This is a genomic window from Qipengyuania polymorpha (assembly GCF_019711435.1).
In the GTDB taxonomy this organism is placed as follows: Bacteria; Pseudomonadota; Alphaproteobacteria; order Sphingomonadales; family Sphingomonadaceae; genus Qipengyuania; species Qipengyuania polymorpha.
On record NZ_JAIGNK010000003.1, the window covers coordinates 247,047 to 261,627 of the forward strand.

At 64.1% G+C, this 14,581-nt stretch carries 11 protein-coding genes; 4 read left to right on the forward strand and 7 right to left on the reverse strand.

Annotated features, from left to right (window positions below; translation table 11 throughout):
• Positions 1–3 precede the first annotated feature (3 nt).
• Positions 4–909 carry a prephenate/arogenate dehydrogenase family protein gene (locus K3152_RS09980; protein ID WP_221573969.1) on the reverse strand — a complete coding sequence of 302 codons (906 nt, stop codon included), beginning with the start codon at positions 907–909 and terminating at the stop codon, positions 4–6.
• Positions 906–2,009, reverse strand: coding sequence for a histidinol-phosphate transaminase (gene hisC, locus K3152_RS09985; RefSeq protein WP_221573970.1), 1,104 nt, complete (start codon positions 2,007–2,009; stop codon positions 906–908). Before hisC ends, K3152_RS09980 begins: the two co-directional genes overlap by 4 nt.
• 68 nt (positions 2,010–2,077) lie before the next feature.
• Between hisC and metX the strand changes: the two genes are divergently transcribed.
• The gene (gene metX / locus K3152_RS09990) at positions 2,078–3,166 is read left to right on the forward strand and encodes a homoserine O-acetyltransferase MetX (RefSeq protein ID WP_221573971.1); all 1,089 of its coding nucleotides are present in this window, start codon (positions 2,078–2,080) and stop codon (positions 3,164–3,166) included.
• Complete coding sequence (gene metW / locus K3152_RS09995) at positions 3,163–3,750, forward strand: methionine biosynthesis protein MetW (protein ID WP_221573972.1); 588 nt, start codon at positions 3,163–3,165, stop codon at positions 3,748–3,750. Before metX ends, metW begins: the two co-directional genes overlap by 4 nt.
• 3 nt (positions 3,751–3,753) lie before the next feature.
• Here metW and K3152_RS10000 read toward each other — a convergent pair whose 3' ends face one another.
• The 5 genes from K3152_RS10000 to K3152_RS10020 all read right to left on the reverse strand — a co-directional run bounded on the left by K3152_RS10000 (position 3,754) and on the right by K3152_RS10020 (position 8,161).
• Positions 3,754–4,356, reverse strand: coding sequence for a DUF4126 domain-containing protein (locus K3152_RS10000; RefSeq protein WP_221573973.1), 603 nt, complete (start codon positions 4,354–4,356; stop codon positions 3,754–3,756).
• 37 nt (positions 4,357–4,393) lie between these two features.
• The gene (locus K3152_RS10005) at positions 4,394–5,347 is read right to left on the reverse strand and encodes a DUF5996 family protein (RefSeq protein WP_221573974.1); all 954 of its coding nucleotides are present in this window, start codon (positions 5,345–5,347) and stop codon (positions 4,394–4,396) included.
• Positions 5,348–5,403: 56 nt separating this feature from the next.
• Positions 5,404–6,366, reverse strand: coding sequence for an alpha/beta hydrolase (locus K3152_RS14350; RefSeq protein ID WP_221573975.1), 963 nt, complete (start codon positions 6,364–6,366; stop codon positions 5,404–5,406).
• A gap of 111 nt (positions 6,367–6,477) precedes the next feature.
• Positions 6,478–7,656, reverse strand: coding sequence for an acetyl-CoA C-acyltransferase (locus tag K3152_RS10015; RefSeq protein ID WP_221573976.1), 1,179 nt, complete (start codon positions 7,654–7,656; stop codon positions 6,478–6,480).
• Between the two features lie 55 nt (positions 7,657–7,711).
• The gene (locus K3152_RS10020) at positions 7,712–8,161 is read right to left on the reverse strand and encodes a MaoC family dehydratase (RefSeq protein WP_040964613.1); all 450 of its coding nucleotides are present in this window, start codon (positions 8,159–8,161) and stop codon (positions 7,712–7,714) included.
• Between the two features lie 233 nt (positions 8,162–8,394).
• Here K3152_RS10020 and K3152_RS10025 point away from each other — a divergent pair, with 233 nt between their 5' ends.
• The gene (locus K3152_RS10025; protein WP_221573977.1) at positions 8,395–9,657 is read left to right on the forward strand and encodes a hypothetical protein; all 1,263 of its coding nucleotides are present in this window, start codon (positions 8,395–8,397) and stop codon (positions 9,655–9,657) included.
• Between the two features lie 239 nt (positions 9,658–9,896).
• Positions 9,897–14,570, forward strand: a complete 4,674-nt coding sequence (gene gltB / locus K3152_RS10030; protein WP_221573978.1) for a glutamate synthase large subunit — start codon at positions 9,897–9,899, stop codon at positions 14,568–14,570.
• Positions 14,571–14,581 lie beyond the last annotated feature (11 nt).

A 14,581-nucleotide genomic window follows, 5' to 3' on the forward strand; every position in this document is an offset into this window, starting at 1 on the left:
GGCCTAATGGTCCTTGCGCCCGAAGTCGGGGCGCGCATCATCCTGTCCCTGCTCGACCACCTGCCGCCGGATGGCACGGGTACGCGTGAAGAGTTCGAACAGCGTATCGCCATCGCCATTGCGGATCGCCCGCTGGAGCGCGGTGAGGTCCTCGCTGAACCGCCCCAGGACCTCGAGCACGGCATCGCGATTAGTCAGGAAGACATCGCGCCACATCGTCGGGTCGGAGGCGGCGATGCGGGTGAAATCGCGAAAACCACCGGCCGAATATTTGATGACCTCGCCCTGCGTCACGTCCTCGAGGTCCGAGGCCGTGCCGACGATGGTGAAGGCGATGAGGTGCGGGATATGGCTGGTGACGGCGAGCACGAGGTCGTGGTGCTCCGCATCCATGATCTCGGCCTTCGCCCCGAGACCCTCCCAGAAGCCCGCGAGGTCCGCAACTGCTGCTTCATCCGCATCGGGGGCCGGCGTGAGGATGCACCAGCGATGGCTGAAAAGGTCGGCGAAACCGGCATCGGGCCCGCTCTTCTCGGTGCCTGCAACCGGGTGGGCAGGGATAATGGTTGCGCCGGGCAAGGCGTGGCGAAGCGCCCTTGCCACGCTCGCCTTGGAGGAACCCACATCGCTGACGATAGCGCCTTGCGGCAGCGCCGCGGCAATTGCGTCGGCGGCATAGGCCATCGCGCCCACGGGCACGCAGAGAATGACGAGATCGGCATCCGCGACAGCTTCGGCCGCCGTGTCGCAGACCTGTTGGACAAGGCCTCTTTCGCCGGCACGACGGCGCACGTCCGCGTCCACATCCCAGCCTCGCGTGCGGATCTCCGGTATCTTGTCCTGCACCGCCAGCCCGATCGAGCCCCCGATGAGGCCGAGGCCGATAATGGCGACGCGCTCGATGCTCATCCCGCGGCCTCGGCGGCCTTGCGCAGGATTTCTGCAATCTCGTCCATTTGCTCCGGCGTGCCGATGGTGATGCGCAATCCATGCGGCAGGCCCTGTCCGGGCAGGTGCCGCACCGCGTAGCCGCCTTCGGCCAATGCTCCGAGCGCAGCCTCGGCGGTCAGCCTGCCTTCGAAAAGCACCAGCAGGAAGTTCGCCTTGCTCGGCACCCCGCGCAGGCCATGGTTGCCTATTCCGGCGATGGTTTCGGCGAAGCGGGCGAGTTCGCGATTGTTGGCCTCGCGCGATTTCACAACGAAACCCTGGTCGCCCAGCCCGGCGATGGCCGCCTTCTGCCCCGAATTGGTGACATTGAACGGCCCGCGAATGCGGTTGAGCGCGTCGATAAGGTGCGGCGCGCCGGTGGCCCAGCCGATACGCTCGCCCGCGAGCCCGTAAATCTTGGAGAATGTCCGCGTGACGAGCACGTTGTCGTGCGCCTCGGCCAGCGCCATCCCGCCGTCATCCTCGCCGTCCTCGAGATATTCGCCATAGGCCTGGTCGACCACCAGCAGAACGTCGGACGGCAGTCCCGCATGCAGCCGCTCGATTTCGCCGCGCGGGAGGAAAGTCCCGGTCGGGTTGTTCGGGTTGGCGAGGAATACGACGCGCGTTTTTTCGGTCACCGAGCCGAGCAATTCATCGACATCGGTCGCGTAATCGACGTCTGGCGCCTCGACCGGCGTCGCGCCGCAACGGCGGGCGGCAATCTTGTAGACGACGAAGGAATAGCGCGCATAGAGCACCTCGTCGCCCGGCCCGGCAAAACCTTGAGCGGCAAGGTTGAGCAATTCATCCGAGCCGGTTCCGCACACAATACGTGCCGGGTCCAGCCCGTGCACTTCGGCAATTTTCGCACGCAGCGCAGTGGCGTCGGGGTCGGGGTAGCGAGCCGGAACGGCAGGCTGGGCCAGCGCGGCAAGCGCCGCTTCGCTGCAGCCTAGCGGGTTCTCGTTGGCCGAAAGCTTGACCAGCTCGCGCCCGTCGGAACCCTTGCTCTTGCCGGGGACATAGGCGTGGATCTTTTCGATCCATGGTTTCATCGTGGGGCGTGTGTCTGACATTTCGGCTACCGCCTCTGAAAGAAATACAGCCCTTCGACAAGCGCGCTTTGCGCGGTTAGAGGCAAGCAATGGCCGGGACTTCGCAAGAACTGCTTTTGCCGCAACCGCTGCCCCTCGATGGCGGCGGAGAACTTGCGCGCACAGTCCTGGCCTATGAAACCTATGGCGCGCTGAACGAAGACAAGTCGAACGCCATCCTGCTGTGCCACGCACTGACCGGCGACCAATATGTCGCTTCGCCGCATCCCGTCACCGGCAAGCCCGGCTGGTGGGAGCGCATGGTCGGCCCCGGCAAGCCGATCGACACGGACCGCTACCACGTCATCTGCGCCAACGTCATCGGCAGCTGCATGGGCTCCTCCGGTCCGGCGAGCGAGGCGGATGACGGCAAGCCCTACGCCATGCGTTTTCCCGTCATCACCATCCGCGACATGGTCCGCGCATTGGTCGGCCTGCTCGATGAACTGGGTATCGAGAAGCTGCACGCGGTCGTCGGCGGCTCGATGGGCGGCATGCAGGCGCTGAGCCTTGCCGCCAACTGGCCAAGCCGTGCGGAGCGCGTGCTCGTCATCGCCTCGACCAGCCGCCATTCGGCACAGAACATCGCTTTTCACGAACTGGGTCGGCAGGCCATCATGGCCGACCCGCGTTGGAACGGCGGCGACTATTACGGCGGCGAAGCGCCCGACAACGGCCTCGCCGTGGCGCGCATGGCGGCGCATATCACCTATCTTTCCGAAGAGGCGCTGACCGAAAAATTCGGGCGAAACCTGCAGGACCGCGAAGCCAAGAGCTTCGGCTTCGACGCCGATTTCCAGGTCGAAAGCTATTTGCGCTACCAGGGCAGCGGCTTCACTCGCCGCTTCGATGCCAATAGCTACCTCTATATCACCCGCGCGATGGATTATTTCGACCTCGCCGAAGAGCACGGCGGCAAGCTCGCCGATGCTTTTGCGGGGACGAATGCGCGCTTCTGCCTCGTCAGCTTCGACAGCGACTGGCTCTACCCTACCAGCGAGAGTCGCCACGTGGTGCGCGCACTCAATGCAGCAGGTGCGGCGGTGAGCTTCGTCGAATTGTCCGCCCCGCACGGCCACGACAGCTTCCTGCTCGAGGTCCCCGCCTTGGACCGCGTGGTGAAGGGTTTCCTCGAATGAGCCTGCGCGCCGACCTTGCCGCGATTGCGCAGGCTATATCGCCCAACACCCGCGTGCTCGACATCGGCTGCGGCGATGGCGCTTTGCTGGCGAATTTGCGCGATACGAAGCATGTGGATGCGCGGGGCATGGAGATCGACGGGTCCTGCGTCGAGCGCTGCGTGGCGCAGGGGCTTTCGGTGGTGCAGGGCGATGCCAATCGCGACCTTGCCGATTATCCCGACAAAGGGTTCGATTACACCGTTCTCAGCCAGACCTTGCAGACGGCCACGCGGCCCGACCAGATGCTCGACCAGCTGCTGCGTGTGGGGCGGCAGGCCTTCGTCAGCTTCCCGAATTTCGCCCATTGGCGCACCCGCTCGGCGCTCATGCTCGGTGGTCGCATGCCGGTGACCCGCGCCATTCCGGTTAGCTGGTACGAGACGCCCAACATCCATCACGTAACGGTGAAGGACTTCCGCGAGTTGGCGCGCGAGAAAGGTGCGCACATCGAGCGCGAATGGTTCTTCTCGAACGGAAAACCCGTTTCCGGCGGTTCGAACTGGCGCGCCGAGTTCGCGGTTTTCCAGCTCAGCCGCCAGTAGGGATCACGACTGCGGCTCGGCAGGTTTGCGCCGGAAGAGGCTGCGCACGATCTTGCGCGCCATCCAGATGAGCCAAATCACCAGAGCGAGCAGGAACAGCGCGATTCCGCCTGCCACGTACGGATATTCGTAGGCCGCATAGAGCAGGCCTGCCGTCGCCACATCCTCCACCGTCGAGACAGCGACGTTGCTCACCGGCTCGGGGCTCGCATTGACCATTCCGCGCGCGCCTGCCTTGCCCGCATGCGCCGTCAACGCCGCGCCGCCGCCGAGCAGGAACGCCACGACCTGCGTCGCGGGGTCCGAAGGGTCGACAATCGCCAGCGCCAGCAGCGCCCCGCCGAGCGGTCGCACGAAGGTGTGTATCGCGTCCCACGCGCTGTCGAGCCACATCACCTTGTCGGCGAAGAACTCCGCCAGAGCGGCAATCGCGGCGACACCCATGACCCACGGATTGGCCAGCGCATCTAGGCTCTGCAGATGTTCGGGCAAGGGCAGCGCGCCGAGCCGCATGGCCAGCCCCGTTGCGAAGATGCTGAGATAAAGCCGCCAGCCCGCCAGCAGGCTGACACTCCCGGCGATACCGATGATTTCCATGACGCCCATGGACGGGAAGATGCGCCCTTACAGGGCTTTAGGCAAGTCAGCCTTCGCGGTGCGCCTCGACATCGTATGGCTCACCATACTTCCCGCGCGGGATTTCAAACGCCTCACGGGCCCAGCCTCCGGCATCCGCGACGGCGGCATAGGTGCTTTCGAGGAACTTCATCAGCGCGCCTTCAGGATCGGCGCTGCTGCGGACTGCCTCGTAGGGCAGAACGAATTCGCCGAGGTCCTCCAGCCAATAGGCGGCGTCCGGTTCGATAGTCGCTTCGGCGAAGCCCTCGGGCGTCGGATAACCATAGGCATAAAAAGCCGCCTCTTCCACGCCTCCCCCGCCGAGCCAGAAACCGGCGCTGCTGACTTCATGGCTATAGGCCTCGCGCGTCACCCGGTCGGGCAGGTTGGGAAAGCCGCCCGGATGGAGCGGTGCCTCGCGCCCCGAAAATCGGGTCACCGCAAGGTCGAAGCTGCCCCAGAACAGGTGGCTGGGCGAGGACTTGCCGACAAAGCCGGTGCGAAAGCGTTCGAAGACACGGTTGGCGTCGGAAAAAGCGCGCTGGATGCGAGCAAGCGTGGCCTCGTCCCATGCTCGTTCTTCCGTATCTTCGTGGAAAGGGACGGCTGTCTCCACCTCGTTTGGCGCGCCCGAGACATCGGTCGTTACACCGGCGAGGCTGAGCAGTTCGGAAAACTGTTCGTGAAAGCGCGCAACGCTTTGTCCGGTGACTTCAAAACCGTCTGCAAATCCGGTCGAGGTCTCCACTGCCACCGCGCTCGAAAGGCAGTCGAAAATGATTTCCGCCTCGCCGCCATCCATCTCGACGGGATAGCTGCGGAAGCCTCTTGGCACGACACGGAGCGCGAGGTGCCAGCTGTGATTGCACCAAGGAGCGGCGCGTGTCGGGAGTTTGCCGAGCACCTGAAGATAGGCGTGCAGGCTTTCGATAACCGGCCTGTCGGCCTCGTAGTCGAGCTTTGGCCAGCGCTGCGTCATCGACAATCCCCGTGCTGCGTCACCCTTGCAACCAAGATGCCGCAGCTGCGGTTCCGCTATTCGGGGCGCTTTGGCCAGGTCGAAAAGCTGCCGCTTGCTTCCTCGCGGTAGAAGTGGCGCAGCGCGTCGCTGATGATGCGTGGAGCGACGGTGTAGTGGTTCTCGCCCGTGTAGAGCTGGCTTTGCAGTTCCATCCCTTCGTAGCCGCGCAATTGCAGGCGTTCGATGAAGCGGGTCGTGCCGGTCAGGATGCCGCCGACGTTGAGGAACCAATTGTTGCCCTCGTTCCCGCCCGCGCCGATGTAAATCTCGACCGGCAGGGCGTCGTTCTGCGCGGCGAAGGCTTCCTCCGCCTTGAACACGGCATCATCGACGTTGGCCATTGCGGGTGAGCCGATAATCATCCGGTCGAAGGCATCGGGGCGCGTGAAGAGCGCATATCCCGCCAGCATCCCGCCCAGCGAATGGCCGTGCAGCGTGTGGCTGTCGGCAAAGCGGTAACGCGCGCCGAGTTGCGGGCGCAATTCGTCGATGAGGAAAGCGAGGAATTCCTCGGCGCGGTGCGGATAGGGCGGGAAAGGCACGGCGCTGGCCATGGCTTCGGCATTGAGGCCGGGTGCTGCGAAACCTTCGCCGGGAGGAGAGAATTCGGCCATCCGCCTGCCTACGCCAGCCAGCCCCTCCTCTGCCGGGCTGCCCACACCAATCACGATGCTTTCGGGCATCATGTTGCCGCCCACCAGCAGGTCGACCGTCGCGACCACCGTGCGCGTCATGAGCGGGTCATCGAGCACCCAGATGACCGGATAGGTCTTGTCGGGCTGCACGCCGTAGCTTGCCGGAAGCGCGATGGTGACTGCGTGGTCGTAGTCGAAAGCGTTGCCGCGAATGCGCTCTGTCGGCAGGATTTCCATGTTCGCCCGCGCGCCGGGGATGTAGGCCAGCTGAGGATTGGCCAGCGAAGGGGCGGCGATGGACAGCGCGAGAAGCGCCAGGATTGCTGAGATGAACTTGCGCACGAAAAACTCCCGGACATACGACTCCAATGCGAGCCGGACATCCGGGAGTTATTCTCGTTTATCGATAAACACAATGTCGTTTATCGATATTCAGTGTGGGTTCGCCGAGGTTTAGAAAATCTCGAACAGCCCAGCTGCGCCCATGCCGCCGCCGACGCACATGGTGACGACGCCGTATTTCGCCTTGCGGCGCTGGCCTTCGCGCAGGATGTGGCCGACGCAGCGTGCGCCGGTCATGCCGTAGGGGTGGCCGATCGAGATCGAGCCGCCGTTGACGTTGAGCTTGTCGTTGTCGATGCCCAGCTTGTCGCGGCAGTAGAGTACCTGCACGGCGAAGGCTTCGTTCAGCTCCCAAAGGTCGATATCCTCGATCTTCATGTCGAAACGTTCGAGCAGCTTGGGGATGGCGAAGATCGGGCCGATGCCCATTTCATCAGGCTCGGTACCGGCAACCGCCATGCCAATGTAACGGCCGAGCGGATTGAGGCCGCGCTTTTCGGCTTCCTTGGCCTCCATTACGATGACTGCGGCCGACCCGTCCGACAGCTGGCTGGCATTGCCCGCCGTAATCGTGGTGCCCGGGCCCATGACGGGCTGGAGCGATGCGAGGCCTTCCAATGTGGTCGAGGGGCGGTTGCCCTCGTCCTTGGCGATGGTCACGTCCTCGTCGGTGATTTCGCCCGTCTCCTTGTTCTGCACCTTGTGCTTGGTGCTGACCGAGACGATTTCGTCGTCGAAAATGCCTGCTTCCTGTGCAGCCGCAGTGCGCTGCTGGCTCTGGAGCGCGTATTCGTCCTGCGCTTCGCGGCTGATGCCATAGCGCTGGGCGACCGTTTCGGCGGTCTGCAGCATCGGCATGTAGATCGCGCCGTGCATCGCGACGAGTTCGGGATCCATGGCGACGCGCATATCCTTGGTTTGCACGAGGCTGATCGATTCCTGGCCGCCCGCGCCGACGATCTGCATGCGGTCGGTGATGACCTGCTTGGCCGCCGTGGCGATGGTCATCAGTCCCGAGGAGCACTGGCGGTCGATGGTCATGCCCGAAACGCCGATCGGGCAGCCTGCGCGCAGTGCCACCTGGCGGGCGAGGTTACCGGCCTGCGTACCCTGCTGGAGCGCGGCGCCCCACAGCACGTCATCGAGTTCACCGGCGTCGATACCGGCACGCTCGATTGCGGGCTTCAGCGCATAGGAGCCGAGCGTCGCGCCCGGGGTGGAGTTGAAAGCGCCTTTGTAGGCCTTGCCCATACCGGTACGGGCGGTGGAAACGATGACTGCGTCACGCATGGCTAATTCCTTGGATTAATCGAACTGTCTGGTTTCTCCCGGGGAGGAGGAAAAATCAGACGAAATACATGGTCATCCATTCGCAGATGAGGGCGGGCTTGTCCTCGCCTTCGATCTCGATGGTGATTTCCATGGTCTGCTGCCACTGGCCGGGACGCTTTTCGGTCATCTCCAGCATCTTCCAGTGACCGCGGATGCGCTTGCCCGAACGGACCGGGTTGATGAAGCGCGTCTTGTTGCCGCCGTAGTTGACGGCCATCTTGATGCCGTCGACCCGCGGCACGTCGCTGTTCGCGGTGAGGTAGGGAATCATCGACAGCGTCAGGAAGCCGTGTGCGATGGTGCCGCCAAACGGCGTCATCTTGGCCGCTTCCTCGTTCACATGGATGAACTGGTGGTCGCCGGTGGCTTCGGCGAACTGGTTGATGCGCTCCTGCGTCATCTCGACCCATTCGCTGGTGCCGACCTGTTCACCGACCTTGGCTGCTACGTCCTGGGGGCTCATGCACGCTCTCCTTAATTGAGGTTTTGCGACTCTGCAGCCGCTTGCGGGCGGACTCATGGCGCATGGAATGGGGCTGCGCAACCGCCGGAAATCTGCCGTTACGGCATGGCGGGACGAGACGTTTCGCCAATTGCATCAAGCGCCGGGAACAGGCATCGTTAGCTCTAAGTTAACCAAGCGAGCCTAGCGCGAGAGACTCTAAAGGCTGCTTTGCGAGGCAAACAGGAACGTAGATGGGCGACGGCTTCGAAAATACCGGACTGATGCGCCGGGCATGGTTCAAGCCTATGGTAGGGGCGTGGTTCGCGCTTCTGCTCGGCGGCGGGCTGTGGCTGATGCCGCCGCATATCCACGCCCTGATTTCCGATGCCACGCAGCTCTCCGCGCTCCATCCGATGTTCGCCCCGCCCGTGAGTGCTGGCGGGGCTGCAGTGATGGCGCTGGTCGCCGGACTGTTCGGTTTCTTCCTCGGCATTGCCGTTGCGGGCCGCGTTGCCGCTGCGAGTGCACCGCGCGCATTCGCTCCCGGTTTCGAAATGCACGGGCAAAGCGTGTGGGATGACGAGCGCGAGGAAGCCGCCTTCGAAGAACCCCGCCGCCGCCGCGTCTTCTCCGCGCGCGAGGATATCGGCGAGGAAGGCATCGCCATCAGCGCGCCGACGGGTGACGAAGAAGGCGACTACGAGGACGAATATTCCATCGAGGACATTCCGCCAGCAACGCCCGAAGAGGATTTCGAGGCTGTCTATGCGGAGATGGACGAAGACTACGTGGCTTCGGAGTATGAGCCGGAAGAAGTGGTCTCTGTCGAGGAGCCGGTTGTCGAGGAAGCTTTCGACCACGAGGAGCCTGCTGGCACACCCGCATTCGTCGAGGACGCGGAGTATGAAGAAGTCGAGGACTTGGAGGCGGCGCCCGAACCGGAACCAGGGCCGGAGCAGCAACCGGAATTGGAGGTCGAAGCCGAAGTCGGACACGAGCCGGAGCAGGTGTGGGAGCCCCACACCGAAGCCGAAGCCGAATTCGAGCCGGAGACCGAAACCGAGCCTGAGCCGGTTTACGCTCCCGAGAATGCCGAGGCTAAAGAAGCCACTGATGTCGCGGACGAGCCGCTCGAAGAAAGCGAAGCTCTCGGCGACATGAGCCTCGAGGCCCTGCTGGGCCGGCTCGAAGGCGCGCTCGAACAGCACAAGAAAATGGTCGCGGGCAGCGAGGAAGCCGCGCAGCAGCCTGCTCCGCAACCCGTCCCTCTGGTGCGCGAGCCGGCACCCGCGCCGGAAGATATTTCGGGCGAAGAGCTTCCCGAAGCCTCCGACGACGACCCGGTCATCGCCTTCCTGCGCCGCGAGGCCAGCCGCCGAATGCCGCCCCCGCCCGCTTCCGAAATGGACGACGGGGTGGTGGAGGACGAACCCCGGCAGCAATCGCAGACCGATGCGCAGGCCGCCTTGCGCAGCGCGCTCGACCGGCTCGGGCAGGTCAACCGGCGCGACTAGGCCACTCTTCACCGCAACGGATACCTATTCGCCATGCTGCAATGCGGCAGGAATCTGCAATTCTTGGGCCTTGTGAAATTTTCCTAAACCTTCGGCTGGTTGCAAAACCGCTTTGTTACCTGCAATAGGAAACCTCGCGACATTTTGGCGGGCGCTCATGTGGCGCTGCACAATTTCCGCGCTTCCACCGGACCGGGAAGGTTCGAACAGAAGCGCCGGTCAGGAGGACGCTTCGGCGAATGGAAGTTCAGGCTCATTACACCCCCGGCAAGGGCCCCAATTCGCAAGGGCTCTACGATCCGCGCAACGAACACGATGCCTGCGGCGTCGGCATGGTCGCGCACATCAAGGGCGAGAAGAGCCACGAGATCATCACGCAAGCGCTGACCATCCTCGCCAATCTCGACCATCGCGGTGCGGTGGGTGCCGACCCGCTGCTGGGCGATGGCGCAGGCATCCTCATCCAGACACCCGACCCGCTCATCCGCAAATGGGCCAAGGCGCATGATTACGACCTGCCCGAGGAAGGCGATTACGCGCTCGCCATGTGCTTCCTCCCGCAGGAAGAAGAGGCGCGGCAGTTCGTCGAGAGCCAGCTCGAACGCTTTGCCGAGAAGGAAGGCCAGCGTGTCGTGGGCTGGCGCGATGTACCGACCACGCTCGACGGACTCGGCGATGCGGTCATCGCCTCGATGCCGGTCATCCGCCAATGCGTGATTGCACGCGGCATGAATTGCGCCAGTCGCGAGGCTTTCGAGCGCAAGCTCGTCGTCATCCGCAAGCAGACGCTGAACCCGCTCGCCGCGCTCGAGGCCAAGCACAATATCCCCGGCCTCAGCCAAGCCTATATCCCGAGCTTCAACAGCCGCACCGTGGTCTACAAGGGGCTGCTGCTGGCGAACCAGGTCGGCAGCTTCTACGACGATTTGCGCGATCCCGATTGCGTTTCCGCGCTCGGCCTCGTGCACCAGCGCTTCAGCACCAACACCTTCCCCAGCTGGCGGCTCGCCCACCCCTATCGCTTCATGGCGCATAACGGGGAAATCAACACGGTTCGCGGTAATGTGAACTGGATGGAAGCGCGCCGCCGCACGATGGAAAGCGAACTCCTGGGCGCCGACCTCGACAAGATGTGGCCGCTCATCCCGCATGGCCAGTCGGACACCGCCTGCCTCGACAATGCGCTCGAGCTGCTGCTGACCGGCGGTTACAGCCTTGCGCATGCGATGATGATGCTCATGCCCGAAGCCTGGGCCAAGAACGAGCAGATGGACCCGGCGCGCCGCGCTTTCTACGAATACCACGCCGCGCTGATGGAACCCTGGGACGGCCCCGCCGCCGTGTGTTTCACCGACGGCAAGCAGATCGGCGCCTGCCTCGACCGCAACGGCCTGCGCCCTGCGCGCTGGTGCACGACCAAGGACGACCTCGTCGTGCTCGCCTCGGAAAGCGGCGTGCTGCCGTTCGCGGAAGAAGACATCACCCGTAAATGGCGCCTCCAGCCGGGCAAGATGCTGCTGATCGACCTCGAAGAAGGCCGCATCGTTACCGACGAGGAACTGAAGGCCGACCTCGCCGCTGCCGAGCCCTACGAGGCGTGGCTCGAAAAGGCGCAGTACAAGCTCGCCGACCTCGACCATATCGAGCCGGACCTTTCCGAAATCGCCGAGAGCGACATCCCGCTGCTCAACCGCCAGCAGGCCTTCGGTTACACGCAGGAAGACATCAGCCGCTTCCTCGAACCCATGGCCGCCAATGGCGAAGACCCCATCGGCTCGATGGGCACCGACACGCCGATTGCAGTACTCTCCGAAAAGAGCCGCCTGCTCTACGATTATTTCAAGCAGAACTTCGCGCAGGTCACCAACCCGCCCATCGACCCGATCCGCGAGGAACTGGTAATGAGCCTGCTGTCGATGATCGGGCCGCGCCCGAACCTGCTCGGCCGCGACGGGGGCACGCACAAGCGCCTCGAAGTCTCGCAGCCCATCCTCACCAACACCGACCTTGCGAAAATCCGTTCGGTCGAAGTGGCGCTGGATGGCGCGTTCCGCACGGCGACCATCGACATTACGTGGGATGCCAGCACGGGCGCGGACGGCCTCGCCATGGCCTTGAAGGAAATGTGCTGGGCGGCGACCGAAGCCGTGCTCGGCGATGCCAACATCCTCATTCTGTCCGACCGCAATCAGGGGCCGGAGCGGATTGCCATGCCCGCGCTGCTGGCGACGGCGGCGGTCCATCACCAGCTCGTGCGGCAGGGCCTGCGCATGCAAACCGGCCTCGTCATCGAGACCGGCGAAGCGCGCGAGGTGCACCATTTCTGCGCGCTGGCAGGCTACGGCGCGGAAGGCATCAATCCCTATCTCGCCATCGAGACGCTGGAGGACCTTCGCGCGCGCAAGCTGCCCGATCTCGACCCCGAAACCGTGCAGAAGAATTTCGTCAAAGCGGTCGGCAAGGGTATCCTCAAGGTCATGTCCAAGATGGGCATCTCGACCTACCAGTCTTATTGCGGCGCGCAGATTTTCGACGCGGTGGGCCTGTCTAGCGAGTTCGTCGACGCCTATTTTGCCGGCACCGCGACCACCATCGAAGGCGTGGGCCTGAAGGAAGTGGCCGAGGAAACCGTGCGCCGCCACGCGCAGGCCTTCGGCGACAGCCCGCTCTACAAGGGCATGCTCGATGTGGGCGGTATCTACCAGTACCGTATCCGCGGCGAGGACCACGCCTGGACCCCACAGAATATTGCCAACCTCCAGCACGCGGTGCGCGGGTCGGACCCGAAGAATTACGAGGAATTTGCCAAGAGCGTGAACGAGCAGTCCGAGCGGCTGCTGACTATTCGCGGCCTCATGGAACTGAAAAAGGCCGAGCGCCCACTCGAGCTGGACGAGGTCGAACCGGCCAGCGAAATCGTGAAGCGCTTCAGCACCGGTGCGATGAGCTTCGGCTCGATCAGCCACGAGGCGCATTCGACGCTCGCCATCGCAATGAACCGCATGGGCGGCCGCTCGAACACGGGCGAAGGCGGCGAGGAGCCGGAACGCTTCCAGCCGCTCGACAATGGCGATTCGATGCGCAGCCGAATCAAGCAGGTCGCCAGCGGCCGCTTCGGCGTGACGGCGGAATATCTCGTCAATTCGGACGATATCCAGATCAAGATGGCGCAAGGCGCGAAGCCCGGCGAGGGCGGCCAGCTACCCGGCCACAAGGTCGACAAGCGCATCGGCAAGGTGCGCCACTCGACGCCGGGCGTGGGCCTGATCTCCCCGCCGCCGCACCACGATATCTACTCGATCGAGGATCTCGCGCAGCTGATCCATGACCTCAAGAACGTCCAGCCCGACAGCCGTATTTCGGTGAAGCTGGTGTCCGAGGTGGGTGTCGGCACGGTCGCTGCTGGCGTCTCCAAGTCGAAGGCCGACCACCTGACCATCTCGGGTTATGAAGGCGGCACCGGCGCGAGCCCGCTGACGTCGCTGACGCATGCGGGTTCCCCGTGGGAAATCGGCCTTGCCGAAACGCAGCAGACGCTGCTCCTCAACGACCTTCGCAGCCGTATCGCGGTGCAGGTCGACGGCGGCCTGCGCACGGGCCGCGATGTTGCCATCGGCGCGCTGCTGGGCGCGGACGAGTTTGGTTTCGCCACCGCCCCGCTGATTGCGGCGGGCTGCATCATGATGAGGAAGTGCCACCTCAACACGTGCCCGGTCGGCGTTGCGACGCAGGACCCGGTGCTGCGCAAGCGCTTCACCGGCACGCCCGAGCATGTCATCAACTACTTCTTCTTCGTCGCCGAGGAACTGCGCGCCATCATGGCCGAGATGGGCTTTCGCACAGTCGAGGAAATGGTCGGCCGCGTGGACCGTGTCGACATGCGCCGCGTGCGCCGCCACTGGAAGGCGCATGGCGTCGATTTGAAGCGCATCCTCCACGAGGTTCCGCTCAAGGAAGGCCAGCCGCTCCATCACACCGAGACGCAGGACCACGGCCTTGCCGCGGCGATGGACGTCGAGCTGATCGAGGCCTGCAAGCCTGCCATCGAAAGCGGCCAGGCCGTCCAGCTGACCCGCACCATCCGCAATGTGAACCGCACCGTCGGCACCATGCTTTCAGGCCGCATCGCCGAGGCGTACGGCCACACCGGCCTGCCGCAGGACACCATCCGCATCGACCTGACCGGTGTAGCCGGACAGAGCTTCGGCGCATGGCTCGCGCATGGCGTGACCCTGAGCCTCACCGGCGATGCCAACGACTATGTCGGCAAGGGCCTGTCGGGCGGTCGCATCGTGGTCAAACCGCCGCAGGATATTTCCCGCGAGCCGACCGAGAACATCATCGTCGGCAACACCGTTCTTTACGGCGCTATCGCAGGCGAGGCCTATTTCGCTGGCGTTGCTGGCGAGCGTTTCGCTGTCCGCAATTCGGGCGCGGTCGCTGTGGTCGAAGGCACGGGAGACCATGCACTCGAATACATGACCGGCGGCACCGTATGCGTGCTCGGCAAGACCGGTCGCAACGTGGCGGCGGGCATGAGCGGCGGCATCGCCTATGTTTACGACCCCGACGGTGAGTTCACCCGCCTCGTCAACCACGCGCAGGTCGACATCCTCGATGTGAAACCCGGCGATGGCGAAGGCGCGGAGAAGAGCTGGGGCAAGCCGCAGCAGCGCGCCGTCAGTGTCGAGAACCCCGGCATGGGCGACCCGCTTTATCACGATGCCGAACGCCTGAAGGTGCTGGTCGAACGCCATCACCTCCACACCGGCTCGGCGCGGGCAAAGGCGCTGCTCGACAATTGGTCGGACGAACTGAAGAACTTCCGCAAGGTGATGCCGCGCGATTACGCACGCGCCCTGAAGGCACTCGAAACCGAACGCGAGGAAGCCGCCATGGAAGCGGCGGAATAAGGGTCAAGGAT

Bases quoted from the DNA above. Each gene is read 5' to 3' on its own strand.
- metW (WP_221573972.1), top strand. From the start codon at position 3,163: ATGAGCCTGCGCGCCGACCTTGCCGCGATTGCGCAGGCTATATCGCCC.
- K3152_RS10020 (WP_040964613.1), bottom strand. From the start codon at position 8,161: ATGAGCCCCCAGGACGTAGCAGCCAAGGTCGGTGAACAGGTCGGCACC.
- hisC (WP_221573970.1), bottom strand. From the start codon at position 2,009: ATGTCAGACACACGCCCCACGATGAAACCATGGATCGAAAAGATCCAC.
- K3152_RS09980 (WP_221573969.1), bottom strand. From the start codon at position 909: ATGAGCATCGAGCGCGTCGCCATTATCGGCCTCGGCCTCATCGGGGGC.
- K3152_RS10015 (WP_221573976.1), bottom strand. From the start codon at position 7,656: ATGCGTGACGCAGTCATCGTTTCCACCGCCCGTACCGGTATGGGCAAG.
- gltB (WP_221573978.1), top strand. From the start codon at position 9,897: ATGGAAGTTCAGGCTCATTACACCCCCGGCAAGGGCCCCAATTCGCAA.
- K3152_RS10000 (WP_221573973.1), bottom strand. From the start codon at position 4,356: ATGGGCGTCATGGAAATCATCGGTATCGCCGGGAGTGTCAGCCTGCTG.
- metX (WP_221573971.1), top strand. From the start codon at position 2,078: ATGGCCGGGACTTCGCAAGAACTGCTTTTGCCGCAACCGCTGCCCCTC.
- K3152_RS10025 (WP_221573977.1), top strand. From the start codon at position 8,395: ATGGGCGACGGCTTCGAAAATACCGGACTGATGCGCCGGGCATGGTTC.
- K3152_RS10005 (WP_221573974.1), bottom strand. From the start codon at position 5,347: ATGACGCAGCGCTGGCCAAAGCTCGACTACGAGGCCGACAGGCCGGTT.